Below are 15,319 nucleotides of genomic sequence, written 5' to 3'. Positions count from 1 at the left end.
TGGCACGCGGGACCGGCCCCGTGACCCAGATGGGGGGGAGCCTGCGATCGAACGGCGTCGGGTCAGACGCGTCGGTCGTAGCCGACGGGCAGGTGGTTGGTCCCTCGGCCGAGGACGGCCGGGATCCACTCGATGTCCTCGTCTTCGATGGCCAGGTGCGCTCCGGGGAGGCGGGCCAGGAGGGTGCCCAGCGCGATCTGGAGTTCGGCGCGGGCCAGGGCCGCGCCGGGGCAGAAGTGGATGCCGTGGCCGAAGGCCAGGTGGGGGTTGGGTGAGCGGTCCAGGTCGAGGGTGTCGGGGTCGGGGAAGCGGCGCGGGTCGCGGTTGGCGGCGCACAGGGAGATGATCACCGAGTCGCCGGCCGGGACGTCCGTGCCGTGCAGGTCGCTGTCCTGGTCGAAGAAGCGCCAGGTGGTCAGCTCGAAGGCGCTGTCGTAGCGGAGGAGTTCGTCGACCGCGCGGGGCATCAGGCCCGGGTCGTCGCGCAGCCGGGCGAGTTCGGCGGGGTGGCGGAAGAGGGCGATCAGGGCGGTGGTGATCTGGTTGGTGACCGGTTCCTGGCCCGCCACGAGGAGTTGGAAGATCATCGAGTCCAGCTCCTCCTGGGACAGTTCGCGGCGGTCACGGGCCACGACCAGGCGGCTGAGCAGGTCGTCCTCCCCGTGTTCGCGCTTATGGGCGACGACCTCGGCTATGTAGCTCTGGAGCCCGTGCAGGCGGGCCTCGTACAGCGGGCGTCCGGGGTCGGTCGGTCCGACCGGCTGGACGACCTTGCCCCAGTCGCGGTCGAAGCGGGCCGCCAACTGGGTTGGCAGGCCGATGACTTCGGCGAGGACCTGGAAGGGGAAGCGGGCGGCGAAGCCGGTGACCAGGTCCGCGGGGCCGGTTTCCGGGAGGGCGTCGACGAGGGTGTCGGCCAGCTCCTGGAAGCGGGGCCTCAGGTGCTCGACGCGGCGCGGGGTGAAGGCGTCGGTGACGAGGCGCCGCATGCGGGTGTGGTCCGGCGGGTCCTGGTGGAGGAGGTGGACCTGGAGCTGGGAGTGCTGGGGCTCGGGCATGATCGAGGCGCGGGCGCGCCAGCGGTCGTTGCCCCGGTCGTGGTTCTTGCCGAGGCGGTCGTCGCCCAGCGCGGAGTGCGCGGCGTCGTAGCCGGTGACGAGCCAGGCGTGTACGCCGCTGGGAAAGCGGACGCGGTGCACCGGGCCGGTCTCGCGCATCCGCTCGTAGAGGGGGTACGGGTTGCTCTTGTAGGGGCAGCCCATCAGCGGCACGGGCTCGGGCAGGGCCTCGGGGGCCGTCCCGGATTCCTGGAGGATCATGGAAGGTGCTCCTCAGAGGGCGAGTTCGGGCTGGTAGTGGTCCAGCCACAGGGCGAGGTCGACGACGCGTTCGAGGCGGAGGCGGTGGCCCCACTCCAGTTGGCCGGGTGGGGTGTCGAGGCAGGGTTTGATGCGGGTCTCGTCGGCGAGGGAGCGGACGGTGTCGTCGGCGAGGGCGTCGCGGGCCATGTTCTGCAGGCCGCGGTTGTAGTCGGGGTGATGGGTGGCCGGGTAGTGGTTCTTGGGGCGGTGCAGCACCGAGTCGGGGGCCAGTCCGGTGCCCGCGGCGCGCAGCAGGCTCTTCTCCCGGCCGTCGAAGTTCTTCAGGGTCCAGGGGGTGGTGAAGGCGTACTCGACGAGCCGGTGATCGCAGTAGGGGACGCGGACCTCCAGGCCCTGTGCCATGCTCAACCGGTCCTTACGGTGGAGGAGTTGACGCAGCCAGCGGGTGAGCGACAGGTGCTGCATCTCGCGCTGCCGGTGCTCGGTGGGCGTCTCGCCGTCGAGGTGCGGTACGGCGGCCAGGGCGGTGCGATAGGTGTCGGCACGGAACTCGTCGAGGCGCAGGTCCAGTTCGGGGTTGAGCGGCATCGCGGCCTCGTCGCCGGTCACCAGCAGCCAGGGGAACGTGGACGCGGCGAGCGCCTTGGGGTTGTGGAACCAGGGGTACCCGCCGAAGACCTCGTCGGCCGCCTCGCCGGACAGGGCGACCGTGGAGTGCTTCCGGATCTCCCCGAAGAGGAGGTAGAGCGAGGTGTCCATGTCGCCGACGCCGATCGGCGAGTCGCGGGCCACGACCACGGCCTTGCGGTGCTCGGGGTCGAGCAGGGCACGCGGGTCCAGCACCACCGTGCTGTGGTCGGTGCCGAGGAACGCGCCCGCTTCCGTGGCGTACGGGGTGTCGTGGCCGGTGCGCAGAACATCGCCGGTGAAGCTCTCGGCCTGGTCGCTGTAGTCGACGGCGTAGGAGCGGATACGGGCGCCCGGGCCCTCGCGCAGCCGCAGTTCGTCGGCGAGCAGGGCGGTCAGGACGGTGGAGTCGATGCCGCCCGACAGCAGGGAGCACAGGGGGACGTCGGCCTCCAGCTGAGCGCGGGCGGCTGTGCTGACCAGGTCGTGCACGCGGGCGACGGTCGCGTCCCGGTCGTCCGGGTGGGCGTCGGCCGCCAGCCGCCAGTAGCGGCGCTCGCGGATGCCTTCCCGGTCCAGGAGGAGCAGACCGCCGGGCTCGACCTCCCGCACGCCGGACCACACCGTCGGACCGGTGTTGAACAGCAGGCTGTACGCCTCGCGCAGCCCGTCCGCGTCCACCCGGGGCCGTATCTCCGGGTGGGCGAAGAGCGCCTTGGGTTCGGAGGCGAAGGCCAGACCGCCGTCCACGGCCGCCCAGAAGAGGGGCTTGACGCCGAGCCTGTCGCGGACCAGGAGCAGCCGCTGTGCCCGCTCGTCCCAGACGGCGAACGCGAACATGCCGTCCAGGTGGTCGGCCACCTCCTCGCCCCACTCGGCGTAGCCGCGCAGCACCACCTCGGTGTCGCTGCGGGTGCGGAACTCGTGTCCCAGGCCCTTCAGTTGTGCGCGGAGTTCGTGGTGGTTGTAGATCTCGCCGCTGTAGGTGAGCACGGTCGTCGGGGCATCGGGCCGGTCGGTCATCGGCTGGACGCCACCGGCGATGTCGATGACGGCCAGGCGGCGGTGGCCGATCGCGGCACGCGGGCCGACCCAGACTCCGTCCGCGTCGGGGCCGCGCGGGGCCAGGGTGGCGGTCATGGCCTCGATGACCGGGGCCTGGGTGCGGGGGTCCTGATGGAAGGACACCCAGCCGGTGATTCCGCACATGGGTGCGACTCCTCGGTGAGGGTAGGGCGGTGGCTCAGCGGGGTGCGGCGGGCGCCGCGTCGGTGGTCTTCTCGGTGAGGTTCGCGGGATCGCGCGCGGGCCGGGCGAGCAGCGGTACGGCGAGGCAGGCGGCGAGGGCGGCGAGGACCAGACCCGCCCGTACGCCGTCGTCCGGGCCGGCCGGCCCCCAGGCCGCCGTGGCCAGGGCCGGTCCGAGCGTGAAGCCGAGGCTGCGGGCGAGCTGGACGGTCGAGCCGACCGTGGCGGCGCGGCCCGGCGGGGCGGCGCCCATGACCAGGGCCTGGGCCGGGCCGCCGTTCAGGCCCATGCCGAGTCCGGCCAGGGCGAGCCGCCAGGCCACGTCAGGAGGGGACCAGCCGTCGCGCGGCGGGACGAGCAGCAACAGGCCGACGGCGGTGAGCGCGGCGCCGGTGACCGCGACGGGCCGGGCCCCGTACCGGTCGGCGAGCCGTCCGCCGAGCGGGCCCGCCAGCCCCATGCCGAGGGGGAAGGCGAGCACCGTCAGGCCGGTGGTGGTGGCGCTGACGTCCTCGTCGCGCTGGAGGTGCAGGGCGACCACGTAGTGCATGGCGGCGAAACCCGTCGCCAGCGCCAGCACCGCGCCGTGCGCCCGCAGCAGCCCCGCCGCCCGCAGCACAGCGGCCACCGGACGGCCGCCCGGACCCCGCAGCCACCACCACAGCGGTGGTGCGGCGACGAGGGCGAGCGGCAGCCAGGCGGGTGTGTCGGAGGCCAGGGTCAGGGACAGCAGCAGGACCGTTACTCCGGTGGCTATCAGGGCGGTGTCGCCGAGGAAGCGCCGGTCCGCGCCGCGCAGGCGGCCGTCCCGGGGCATCGCCCGCCACACCACGGCCAGCACCAGCAGACAGAACGGGATCTTGACCAGGAAGATCCAGCGCCAGCCCAGCTGGTCCAGGAGCAGACCGCCGACCGCCGGTCCGGTGACGGCGCCCAGGGGGCCGAGGGTCGCGGGCACGCTCATCGCCCGCCCGCGCAGCTCGGGCCGCACCGAGCGGATCGCCAGCACCGGCATCAACACGAACAGCACCGCGCCGCACGCGCCCTGCCCGATCCGGGCGGCGATCAGCCAGGCGGCCCAGGGGGACGCGGCGGCAAGCGCGCTGCACAGCGCGAAGCCGCCGGTGGCGGCCATCAGCGCGGGGCGGGTGCCCACGCCGTCGAGCCAGCGGCCGACGGGCAACAGGAGGGCGACGACGGGAAGTTGGTAGCCCAGTACCGCCCACTGGGCTGCCGCCGCCGGTACCCGCAGGCCCTGGGAGATGTCCGCGAGCGCCACGTTGACGATGTTCATGTCGAGCATCGCCACGAACGCCAGCGCGCCCGCCACGGCCACCAGGAGCCAGCGGTCGTGGACTTCGGGTGGATCCGCCGGACGCTCAGGTACGTCCCCGGGCTGATCCGCACCGGAAGCGTCGTCGGTCATACACCCCTCCCTCTGGCAGGCCGGCCGCCGAGCGACGGCCTCGCTGTAGAAGTCGGGCGAACCGCGGAGTGAGTTCCCGGGTGTATCAGGAAAAACGGCTTGATTTCATAGTTCCCGGTGGTCGAAGGCGATCAGCGGGTCCCCGGTCAGCGGGTGCTCGACCACGGCCGCGCGCACGCCGAACACCTCGGCCAGCAGGGCCGGTCGCAGCACCTCGCGGGGCGTTCCGGAGGCGACCAGGCGGCCCTCGTGCAGGACATGCAGCCGGTCGCACACGGAGGCGGCGGCGTTGAGGTCATGCAGCGACACCAGGGTCGTACGGCGTCGGCCGCGCAGTAGCGCGAGGAGTTCGACCTGGTGGCGGACGTCGAGGTGGTTCGTCGGCTCGTCCAGGACCAGGACGTCCGTCCGCTGGGCGAACGCACGGGCCAGCAACACGCGTTGGCGCTCACCGCCGGACAGCTCGGTGAAGTGGCGGTCGGCGTGGTCCCCCATGCCGACGTCCGCGAGGGAGCGCGCGACGATGTCCCGGTCGGCGGCGTCCTCCCCGGCGAACGCCCGCTTGTAGGGGGTGCGGCCCATGGCGACGACCTCACGTACGGTCAGCTCGAAGTCCCCGCCCCGCTCCTGCGGGAGCGCGGCGACGTGCCGGGCCGACCGCGCGGGGCTCAGCTCGCGGATGTCGGTGCCGTCGAGCAGGACATGTCCGGCGGCGGGCTTCAGATGCCGGTACACGGTCCGCAGAAGAGTGGACTTGCCACTGCCGTTGGGCCCCACCAGGCCGGTGATCTCGCCTTCGGCCGCGATGAGGTGGGCATCGGCCACGACCGTACGTCCGGCATACGCGACCCGCAGGTCCTCGATGTCGACCCTCAACTCCCGCTCCCCAAGCGCCGGTCCAGCAGATACAGCAGCGCCGGAGCGCCGATCAGCGAGGTGACGACCCCGACCGGCAGTTCCTGCGTGTCCATGGCCGTGCGGCACACGATGTCGACCACCACCAGCAGCAGCGCGCCGAAGAGCGCCGACACGGGCAGCAGCCGACGGTGGTCGCCGCCGACGACCAGGCGGCAGACGTGGGGGACCATGAGGGCGACGAAGGCGATGGCCCCGGAGACCGCGACGAGGACCCCGGTGAGCAGGCTGGTGACCGCGAACAGCTCACGGCGCAGCCGTACGACGTCGATGCCGAGCCCGGCCGCCGTCTCATCGCCCATCAGCAGCGCGTTCAGCCCCCGGGCCCGGGCCTGGAGCAGCAGCAGGACCGCCGGAACCGCCACCGCCGGGGCGGCCAGCAGCGGCCAGCTCGCGCCGCTGAGGCTGCCCATCAGCCAGAACAGCACACTGTGGGTCTGCTGCTCGTCCCCGGCCTGGAGGACGAGGTAGCTGGTGAAGCCGGACAGGAACTGTCCGATGGCCACCCCGGCGAGCACCAGCCTGAGCGGTGCGAATCCCCCGCCGCGCCGGGCCACCGCCCAGACGAGAGCGAAGGTGGCCAGGGCTCCCGCGAAAGCGGCACCGGACAGACCGAGGCCCAGCGCTCCCCCGGTGCCGAGGCCGAGGACGATGGCGGCGACGGCGCCGAGGGAGGCGCCGTTGGAGACGCCCAGGAAGTACGGGTCGGCCAGCGGGTTGCGGACGAGGGCCTGCATCGCCGTACCGACCAGGCCGAGCCCGGCACCCACCAGAGCGGCCAACAGGGCGCGGGGCAGACGCAGTTGCCACACGATCAGGTCATTGGTGCCGGGCCGGGGGGCATCGCCGGTCAGTCTGCGCCAGACCACGCTCCACACCTCGCCCGGCGGGATCGACGTGGAACCCCAGGCGACCGCCGCTGTGAGGGCCGCGAGCAACGCGACCGCCAGGAGCAGCGCCAGCGGCCCGGCGGGCACGGAACGCCGCGTGCGCGCACGGGCATCGGTGCCCTTCCCGCTCACCGTGGCGTCGAGCGCCATCAGCCGACCTTGCCCGGGTAGAGGGCCTTGGCGATCTCCTGGACGGTGTCGGCGTTCTCGACTCCGGCGATGGTGATCCGCTCGGAGCCGATGCGCAGGAAGTGGCCCTCCTTGACGGCCTTCAGGCCCTTGGTGGCGGGGTTCGACTCCAGCCACTTCCGCGCCTCGTCGAACGCCTTCTCGTTCGCCGCCTCGCTGCCCCGATTACGGACGCCCAACTGGATCCAGTCGGGGTTCCTGGAAATGACGTCCTCCCAGCCGACCTGCTTGTAGTCGCCGTCGCAGTCGGCGAAGACATTGCGGGCACCGGCCAGAGTGATCACCGCGTTGGCGACCTGGCGGTTGCAGACGACGGTGGGCTGCTTGGTGCCGGCGTCGTAGTCGAAGAAGAAGTACGTCGGCCGCTCGCCCTCCGGCGTCCTGCCGACCGCTTTCCGGACGGCGTCCACCTTCCCCTTCATGCCGTCGACGAGTTCCTTCGCCTTCGCGCTGGTGCCGGTGACCGCGCCGAGGGAGGTGATGTCGGCCTCCACCGCGGACAGGTCGGTCACCGCGCGTGTGTTCCGCGCCGCACAGGCGGTGGACTTGAGGTAGATGTGCTTGATCCCGGCCGCCTTGAACTCCTCCTCGGTCGGCGCGTCGCCCATGCCGCCGCCCATGTTCATCGAGGCGAAGGTGTCGATGTACAGATCCGCGCCGGAGCCGAGGAGCTTCTCCTTCGGGATCACGGATTGGCCGAGCACCTTCACCTTCCGCGCCTGCGCGTCGAGTTCAGCGGGCAGTGAGCCCTTGCCGGGCGGGAAGCCGGTGCCGATGACGTTGTCACCGGCGCCGAGGCGGAGCAGCAGCTCCAGGCTGGAGGCGTTACTGGTGACGATCTTCTCGGGGGCGTTGGAGAACGTGGTTTTGGCGCCCATGCAATCGGTGACGGTGACCGGGTAGTCGCCGGTGGCCGACTTCTCGTCAGCGGGGCCCGCCTTGTCACCGCCGACACTGCCGCCTCCGTCGCGGCAGCCCGCCACGAGGAGGCCGCCCAGCACCGCGGCCGTCGTACCCCACCACACACGAGAACGCATCGAAACTCTCCTGGATCCACTTGATACACGGGGGTTGCCCCGGATCAGTAGTCGTGGCGGATGCGGCATCGGTTCCCGCTCGTTGGGAGCCGGCGAGAGCCATGGTCACCGCGCCCGGCCCCTCGGCTCGGCCGGGGGTACAACCAGACCAGTAAGCGCGTAGAGGCAGACTACGTACGCGGCGTCGGTGACGCCCGGCTGACCGGGAGCGGCAGTTGATGGAGTTGACAGGAGAGATCGTGCACCGCAAATTTCGCCTGGCTCTGGGGCGACTGGCAGCCCTCGTCTGCGCGTCTGTCGTCGCCGTCACGGGCTGTGGCGGCGGCGACGAATCCGAGGCTCCGAAGCCGACCTCGAAGCCGACCGCCAACTCCGGGCTCGTACCTGTCGCCCAAGCCTGCGATGGCCTGTTCGACGAGGCCATCGCGAAGGAGGCCCGGGAGCCGAACGGGCCCGGCAAGGTCTATCCGGTCAAGACCGAGAGCACCGGTCACGTGGCGAAGGCGCTGCGGGAGGAGTCGGCCAGGAGAAGTACGCCCGAGGACCTCTGCACCTTGACGGACAAGGCTGAGGGGAAGGAGCTGCTCGCCATCACCGTGGCGTGGACTCCCCACTCACCCCCGTCGGGCCAGTCGGTGCGCTACACGACCACCGTCGGTCCGGAGGACGCCGGCAGGCTCCTCGTCACGTGTGACATCGGCAGCGGCGGCGGGACGGAATCGGGAGGCGATCGTTCCCTGGAGTTCGCCATGCGCGACTACTTCACCATCAGCGACCACTCCCACGCCAAGCTGCTCATCGCCTCGGCGAAGCAGATAACGTCGCAGTTGGACTGCCGGGAAAATCCCGAATACCCGGACCCCAAGGATGTTGCACCACCACCGAAGTCGGGGCTGCGGTAGCGCGGTCCTTTCACCTTGCGGCAGATGATGGCGGTTTAATCGAGTCATGATCTACCACGTCGTACCGCTTGCCGAGTGGAACGCTGCTCCCGACCGCCCCTACAGCCCCGCATCCCTCACGGAGGACGGTTTCATCCACTGCTCTCCCGACGAGGAGACCACGCTGGCCGTCGTCAACGCCTTCTACCGCAATGCGCCGAGGCCGCTGCTGGCGCTGCTCCTCGACGAGGACCGGCTCACCGCGAGATGCGAATGGGAGGCCGCCAACCCCGCCCCGCCGCCCGGCGTCGCCGAGAACAGTCTGTTTCCCCATGTCTTCGGGCCGCTCAACCGCGACGCGGTGGCGCGGATCCAGGAGGTCGCATGGGACCCGGAAGGCCGGGCGGTGGGGCTGACGGATGTCAGCTGACGACGAGGGCCGTCAGAGTGGCGCGAGCCGGGCCTTGAGCAGGCAGAACTCGTTGCCTTCGGGATCGGCGAGGACGTGCCACTGCTCCTCCCCGGTCTGGCCGATGTCGGCCGGGCGCGCACCGAGCTTCAGGAGGCGTTCGAGCTCGGCGTCCTGATCGCGGTCGGTGGCGTTGACGTCGATGTGCAGCCGGGGTTTCCCGGGCTCCGGCTCGTCTCTGCGGCTGAGGATGATCGTCGGCTGCGGACCGCCGAACCCTTCGCGCGGCCCGATCTCGAGGGTTCCGTCGTCCTCGCGATCGAGCACCACGAAGTCCAGGACCTCGCACCAGAACCGCGCCAGCACCTCGGGGTCGCGGCAACCGAGCACGAGTTCACTGATACGACATGCCATTGACGAAACCTACTCTCGGCGTGGGAACTGCCGGGGTGGCCGCGCGCAGATCTCAGGGGCTCCCCGCAGTGAGGACTTCGGGAGAGTACCGAGCCAGGCGAGCAGTGGCGAATGGATTTCACGCCCTCGCCTGCCTGTCTCCCTCGGGACGCTCGTCGGGACTGGGACTGGAACTGGAACTGGGGCTGGGGCTGGGACTGAGGCGGACGGCCTCAGCGGACGACTGGGCGCCTTCGGCGCCGTATCGGCGCAGCAGCCACAGGCCATACGCAGCCTGGAAGACGAACACGCTCACCTGCCACCAGTCCGGGGCCGAGCCCGGCGAGCGGATCTGGAAGAAGTCGTCGAGTCCATGGACGATGACCATCGGCCAGACCGAGCCGATCGCGTAGCGCAGACCGGCACAGGTGAAGCCGAAGAGACTGGCGGACAGCATCTGCCACAGCGTGTCGTCGAGCGGGTCACCGAAGAACAGGAAGTTCTGGATGTGCCCTGTACCGAATAAGACGGCGACGCCGAGGGCCGCGCGCATCGGACCGAGCGGGTTGAGGGCCTGCTGGACGAGGCCCCTGCTGCAGATCTCCTCGTTGACGCCGACCCACAGCAGCGAAATCAGGCCGCTGACGATGACCGTCGCGCTGCCGTCGACCCCGGCCACGACGTACGAGCAGGCAATGAGCAGCATCGGCGCGGCCAGCCACCAGCGTCGTGGACGGCCGAGTACGGCCACCGCGGAGACACGCGGCCAACCCCACCGCCACAGGACGAGCCACACCCCCGTGGCACAGATGGCGTTGACCAGCGTGGCACCGAGGTCCGGATACCACGAGGGCGCCAGCGGAGGCAGGATCACCTCGGCAAACAGCAGCAGCACCGCATGCCATGCGAAGGTCAACTCCACCGCGCCCCAGAGCGGATGACGGATGACGTGGCCTTTCCACCGCTTCATCACGAGAACGAGCGTAGCCGCAGGCGCGCAAGGGGACAGGAGCCTTACACCGGCTTCCCCGCGCCGCTCGTCTCGTTCCCTCCGGACAGCAGGGTGTCCAGCATGTACTGACGCGAGCGTTCGATGCCTTCGAGGACGACCTGTCGGATCTCCTCCTCCGAGCCCCTTCTGATGGTCTCGACCAACCGTCCGTGGTTGACGCTTGTGTAAGAGGGCCGGCCGAGTTCACCCCGGAGGTTGAGGAAGCGTTCGATCTCCTCGTGCAGCGTGTTGATCATCGGAATCATCAACGACACGCGCGCGACTTCGGCGATCGCCACGTGCAGCAGCCGGTTCGCTTCGTTCAGGTCGGGACGTGAGGTGTTCGCCGCTACGGTCGCCGCGCTGAGTGCGTCCAGGCGGTCCAGATCTTCGGCACTGGCTCGCTGCGAAGCGAGCACGGCCGCTTCCGGCTCGAGGAGCCGTCGCAGGCGATAGGTGTCCTGGAGGTCGCCGAGGTCCGTCGGCTTGACGAAGGTGCCGCGCCGCGGGACGACGACGACAAGACCTTCCCTGCGCAGTGCGTTGATGGCTTCGCGCACCGGGGTCTTGCTCATCCCGTAGCGCTCGGCGAGCCACGCTTCGACGATGACGTCGCCGGGGCGGAGGCGGCATCGGATGATGTCGCGCTTGAGGGATACGTACGCCTGTTGCGCCATCGACGACCCCGAACTCAAACCACAGCTCCTCTTCAAGCACTGTGTGGCGGCAAGCACTGTGTGCCGGCCCTCGTCATCCGGCGACCACCTGCGCGACGACCTGTTGACATCGATCTTTCGCAGCGTATCATCCCTGTGAAATATCACAGAGATTGCACGACCGGCTCCAGACCGACCTTGCCTTCACGGCGCCGGACGTCCCCGCAGTCGGCCTTGGCACATCAGACAGAGCAGCACACATCACCCCAGAGCCGCGTTCACCGTCGACCGGATAAGGCCCCAGATGACGCAACTTCGAAGCAGCAGTCCGACCGTGGATGGCTCCATGAACCGGTTGTTCCGGGCTCTCAGCGCCTTGGAGCGCGCGGGAAACAGGCTTCCCCATCCGTTCTGGCTGTTCTGGATCTTCGTGGCACTGCTCGGTGTGCTCAGTGCCGTGCTGGCCGGCGTGGGCGTATCCGTCACACTGCCGTCGACAGGTGACTCCGTCGCGGTCAAGAGCCTGCTCTCGCTTCAGGGAGCCAAGTACGCCGCGGAGTCCGCGCTGGACAACTTCGCCGGGTTCGCGCCGCTGTCGGTCGTCGTAGTGGTTCTTCTCGGCGTAAGCGTCACCGAGAAGAGCGGCCTGCTCACCGCGCTTCTTCGCGTCACGATCGGTCGGCTGCCCGTTCGGTGGCTGACGTTCTCCATCGCGTTCGGCTCCATGATCGCGCACATCATGAGCGACTCGGCCTACATCGTGATGATCCCGCTGGGCGCGCTGGCCTTCCGGACCGTGGGCCGCAGCCCGGTGCTCGGCCTGATGGTCGCCTACGCGTCGACGGCCATCGGCTTCAACGCCAGCCCGCTGGTGACACCGGCCGACGCGGTCAGGTCGTCCCTGGCGGCCGAGGCCGCACACACCGTCGATCCCGACTACGTCATCACTCCGGTGGCCACCTACTTCTTCACCGCGGTCTCATCGGTGTTCCTCGCCGCTGTCATCGCCCTCACGGTGGACCGCATCCTGGCCCGACGGCCCGAGTTCGTGCCGACACCCGAGGACGATGCGGCCGCCGACCGGCTCTTCAACACCACCGCCCAGGGCGAGGCGCCCCAGCACAGCGGGCCGACCGGCGAGGCCCCCTCCTCATTCACCTTGAGCGCCGTCGAGAAACGCGCCATGAGGCTGTCCGGCGCGGTGCTCGCGCTCTACGTCCTGGCGGTGTCCGCGCTTCTGCTACCGGGATCCCCGTTCCGCGGCGAGGGCGGCAGCATCGTCCAATCCGTGGTCGTGGTGAACATCGCCGTGTTCATCTCGCTGCTGTTCGCGATCCTCGGAATCGTCTACGGCAGGCAGGTGGGCACGATCCCCTCACTGTCGTCCGTGCCCTCCGCCATGGCCGAGGGGGTGAAGTCATTCGTCCCCGTGATCGTGCTGTTCTTCGTGGTCTCGCAGTTCCTCGCCTACTTCACCTGGACCGGCATCAGCAATGTGATCACCGTCGAGGGCGCCCGGCTGCTGAAGTCCCTGGACGCACCCCACCTCATCATCCTGCTCGTGATCATCCTGGCCATCAGCGGGCTGAACATCATCATCAGCAGCGGTTCGGCGATGTGGTCCATCCTCGCCCCCGTCGTGGTCCCCCTGGCGATGTACATCGGGCTCTCCCCCCAGGCGGCGATGGTCTCCTTCATGATCGGGGACTCGGTCACCAACACCACGCCCATGAACGCCTACTTCGTCCTGGCCCTGGGATTCCTCCAGCAGTTCCGGAAGAGCGCGGGCATCGGCACCATGCTCTCCTTCACGGTTCCCGTGGCTCTCGCCGTACTGGTCTCGTGGTCGTCCTTCTTCGCCCTCTGGTACGCCCTGGGAATTCCGCTCGGCCCAGGGGTGCCCGTCAGATGAGCCCCTGCCGCCCGTCCCGGCGATTCCCCGCGGACAACGGGCGCCCGATGACCGAAAGGAAGCCGCGAACGGCCGTCACGACATGACGGCTTCAGCTCCTCGCACGGCTCGGCGACACCGAGCCCACCCCCGCACCACGTCAGAACGGAAGAGTCACGCACTATGGGCAGCATCGCCATCATTGGCGCAGGAAACGTCGGCCAGGCAATCGCCGGTCACATGTCCTTCAAGGGACATGACGTACGGATCTTCGACAGGTGGGGCCGCGACCTTGAACCGATCAGGGCCAACGACGGCATCGACATGACCGGCGACGTGGAGGGCCACGGCACACCCTCGGTACTGACGACCGACCTCGGGCACGCCGTCAGCGGCGCCGAGGTGGTCATCGTCGCCGTGCCTGCCTTCGCCCACGCCTATCTGTCCAAGGAACTCGCGTCCGTACTCGAGCCGGACCAGCTCGTCCTCTTCCAGCCGGGTGTGCTCGGCAGCGGCGTCGAGCTCGCGCGCATGTTCGCGCTCGCCGGCCGGCAGCCCTGCCTCATCGCGGAGACGCCGACCAGTCTGTACACCTGCCGGCTGCGCCGTCCCGCGCATGTCTACATCGGGGCGATCAAGCACGCCGTCCCGCTGGCCGCCGTACCCAGTGCGGACACGCCCCGGGCCCTCGACATCCTGCGGACGTACTTCGGTGACCGGTACGTGCCGGACGAGGACGCGCTGACTGTCGGGCTCAACAACTGCAACCCCATCTACCACGTTCCGCCGGCGGTGCTGAACTTCAAGACGGTCGAAGACGCCGACTGCCACCCGCTGCACAGCCTGGTGACCCCGCGCATCGCCGAGGTCATCGACGCACTGGACCGTGAACGCCTTGCCCTGGCGGACGCCCTCGGAGTGAAGGCGGCCAGCTTCTGGGACTTCCTCAACACCGCCTACGAGGTGACCGAGGGCAGCTTCGTGGAGCGCATCGTGCAGGGCTATGGCCGTCAGGGATTCCCCGAACCCGACTCGATCAAGCACCGGTACTTCACCGAAGACATCCCCTTCGGACTGGTCATCTGGAGTTCGCTGGCCGCGCAGATCGGACTCGCCCTGCCCCTGACCGACTCGTTCATCGCCCTGAGCGGGCCCCTGTGCGGACAGGACTTCGTGGCCGGCGGCCGCACAGCGCAGAAGCTGGGCCTGCTCGGCTCCGACGTCGACGGCATCCGCGCCGCGTTCATCGACGGCGTGGTGTAGACGTGCGCCACCCGCCGTAATCCGCCGCACGTCGCAATCGGCCGCCGTGCCCGGGCCGCGGTGGATCCCGGGTGGGGGGTGGCGGCTTCGGCGGCGAGCGTGCGCAGCCCGTCTTCGACGGCGTCCATGACCAGGCGCAGCAGAGTGACCGGGTAGAGGGCGATGTTGTAGCGGTGGCAACTCGCCACCCGGTCGGCCCTGCTGTAACGCGGTCCGCTCATCGATCAGCTCGCGGACAGCGCTACCAGGCTGACCTCACCGGAGTCCCCTGCGTCGGCCTGGATCGGCCTCGCCCTTTGCTTCGTGGGCGCCATGCTCATGCCGTGCTCCACCCGGTGGTCCGGGTCGGATGTCCTGGAAACGCGAGAGGGCCCCCGGACGGTTCCGCGGGCCCTCGTGCGCTTGATACATGGTCAGTGCGTGGCGGCCGCCACCGCCCGGCCCTCATCGGCCGTCGCGGGCTTGGGGTTCAGCAACCGCTCGGCGAGCTCACCGAACAGGAGACCGAAACCACCCCACAGGACGACCTGCATGGCCAGAGCGGACAACCGGAACCGCCACAACACGGTGGCGGGGAAGTCCCCCGGCACCTCGTTGACCACGGGAAGGAAGGCATACGCCAGCCCGATCACCACGGCGAACGCGGCCACCGCGGCCACGGTCGCGTACCAGGTACCCAGCCTCGGGGCGAGCCGCTTGCCCAGAATGGTGGCGCCGACCGCGAGGAGCACACTGAGCAGCATCATCAGGAAGTACAGCGTCGTGCGCTTGCCGATCGTGTCGCCGTTGCCGACCGCGGGCGGATTGGCCGGATACTTCAGGAACGGCACGACGTAGACCGCGAGCAGCGCGCAGCCGGACAGCAGCAGCGCGGTCGCCCGTGGGGTGAAACGGCCGACGCGGCCCAGGGCGACGCAGTACGCGAGGGCTGCGATACCGCCGAAGGCGATCCCGTAGACCAGGACACCGGTGGCCAGCCCGGCCGTGGACTGCACACCACGCGAGACCAGCTCGACCTCGTGCTCATGCGCGGGAGCGTGGGCCCCCTCGAAACTGATCGCGCGATCGACGCTCGGCTCACCGAGGAAGTAGGCGGCGACCAGGGCGAGCACACCGGCCCCCAGACCGGCGAGCATGCCCCGGACGAGCAGATTTCTTACCATTGCGGAGTTCATGAGTGC

The 15,319-nt window shown here is 69.8% G+C and carries 14 protein-coding genes; 4 read left to right on the top strand and 10 right to left on the bottom strand.

Annotated elements, in window-relative coordinates; genetic code table 11:
• Positions 1–62: 62 nt before the first annotated feature.
• The 6 genes from J5X86_RS47310 to J5X86_RS47285 all read right to left on the bottom strand — a co-directional run bounded on the left by J5X86_RS47310 (position 63) and on the right by J5X86_RS47285 (position 7,654).
• A complete protein-coding gene (locus J5X86_RS47310) occupies positions 63–1,319 on the bottom strand; it encodes a cytochrome P450 (protein ID WP_208522793.1) in 1,257 nt (418 codons plus the stop codon).
• 12 nt (positions 1,320–1,331) lie between these two features.
• The gene (asnB, locus tag J5X86_RS47305; protein WP_208522792.1) at positions 1,332–3,158 is read right to left on the bottom strand and encodes an asparagine synthase (glutamine-hydrolyzing); all 1,827 of its coding nucleotides are present in this window, start codon (positions 3,156–3,158) and stop codon (positions 1,332–1,334) included.
• Positions 3,159–3,192: 34 nt separating this feature from the next.
• Positions 3,193–4,623, bottom strand: a complete 1,431-nt coding sequence (locus J5X86_RS47300) for an MFS transporter (RefSeq protein WP_208522791.1) — start codon at positions 4,621–4,623, stop codon at positions 3,193–3,195.
• A gap of 105 nt (positions 4,624–4,728) precedes the next feature.
• Entirely contained in the window at positions 4,729–5,499 is a 771-nt protein-coding gene (locus J5X86_RS47295; protein WP_208522790.1) for an ABC transporter ATP-binding protein, read from the bottom strand.
• Positions 5,496–6,578 (bottom strand): iron ABC transporter permease, encoded by a 1,083-nt coding sequence (locus tag J5X86_RS47290; protein WP_208522789.1) that lies wholly within the window; start codon positions 6,576–6,578, stop codon positions 5,496–5,498. Before J5X86_RS47290 ends, J5X86_RS47295 begins: the two co-directional genes overlap by 4 nt.
• Positions 6,578–7,654 carry an ABC transporter substrate-binding protein gene (locus J5X86_RS47285; protein ID WP_208522788.1) on the bottom strand — a complete coding sequence of 359 codons (1,077 nt, stop codon included), beginning with the start codon at positions 7,652–7,654 and terminating at the stop codon, positions 6,578–6,580. Before J5X86_RS47285 ends, J5X86_RS47290 begins: the two co-directional genes overlap by 1 nt.
• Positions 7,655–7,872: 218 nt before the next feature.
• On the opposite strand from J5X86_RS47285, the gene J5X86_RS47280 reads away from it, so the two are divergent.
• On the top strand, positions 7,873–8,556 hold the full coding sequence (locus tag J5X86_RS47280) for a hypothetical protein (RefSeq protein WP_208522787.1): 684 nt from the start codon (positions 7,873–7,875) through the stop codon (positions 8,554–8,556).
• 46 nt (positions 8,557–8,602) lie between these two features.
• Positions 8,603–8,965 (top strand): DUF952 domain-containing protein, encoded by a 363-nt coding sequence (locus J5X86_RS47275; RefSeq protein ID WP_208522786.1) that lies wholly within the window; start codon positions 8,603–8,605, stop codon positions 8,963–8,965.
• Between the two features lie 12 nt (positions 8,966–8,977).
• Here the strand turns inward: J5X86_RS47275 and J5X86_RS47270 are convergent, their stop codons facing one another.
• The 3 genes from J5X86_RS47270 to J5X86_RS47260 form a co-directional block, all read right to left on the bottom strand.
• Positions 8,978–9,358: a VOC family protein gene (locus J5X86_RS47270; protein WP_078645600.1), complete on the bottom strand. Its 381-nt coding sequence runs from the start codon at positions 9,356–9,358 to the stop codon at positions 8,978–8,980.
• 118 nt (positions 9,359–9,476) lie between these two features.
• Positions 9,477–10,307, bottom strand: coding sequence for a CPBP family intramembrane glutamic endopeptidase (locus J5X86_RS47265; protein ID WP_208522785.1), 831 nt, complete (start codon positions 10,305–10,307; stop codon positions 9,477–9,479).
• Positions 10,308–10,351: 44 nt separating this feature from the next.
• Positions 10,352–11,005, bottom strand: coding sequence for a GntR family transcriptional regulator (locus J5X86_RS47260; protein ID WP_208522784.1), 654 nt, complete (start codon positions 11,003–11,005; stop codon positions 10,352–10,354).
• A gap of 325 nt (positions 11,006–11,330) precedes the next feature.
• On the opposite strand from J5X86_RS47260, the gene J5X86_RS47255 reads away from it, so the two are divergent.
• Positions 11,331–12,896 carry an AbgT family transporter gene (locus J5X86_RS47255; RefSeq protein ID WP_208522783.1) on the top strand — a complete coding sequence of 522 codons (1,566 nt, stop codon included), beginning with the start codon at positions 11,331–11,333 and terminating at the stop codon, positions 12,894–12,896.
• 162 nt (positions 12,897–13,058) lie between these two features.
• The gene (locus tag J5X86_RS47250; protein WP_208522782.1) at positions 13,059–14,138 is read left to right on the top strand and encodes an NAD/NADP octopine/nopaline dehydrogenase family protein; all 1,080 of its coding nucleotides are present in this window, start codon (positions 13,059–13,061) and stop codon (positions 14,136–14,138) included.
• 413 nt (positions 14,139–14,551) lie between these two features.
• On the opposite strand, the gene J5X86_RS47245 is transcribed toward J5X86_RS47250, so the two are convergent.
• Positions 14,552–15,313: a CbtA family protein gene (locus J5X86_RS47245; RefSeq protein WP_208522812.1), complete on the bottom strand. Its 762-nt coding sequence runs from the start codon at positions 15,311–15,313 to the stop codon at positions 14,552–14,554.
• Positions 15,314–15,319 lie beyond the last annotated feature (6 nt).

This window comes from Streptomyces sp. NEAU-YJ-81, from assembly GCF_017592595.1.
GTDB classification, from domain to species: Bacteria; Actinomycetota; Actinomycetes; order Streptomycetales; family Streptomycetaceae; genus Streptomyces; species Streptomyces hygroscopicus_B.
The sequence above is the reverse complement of the archived record's forward strand: the minus strand, read 5'-3'. Positions and strand labels throughout refer to the sequence as shown.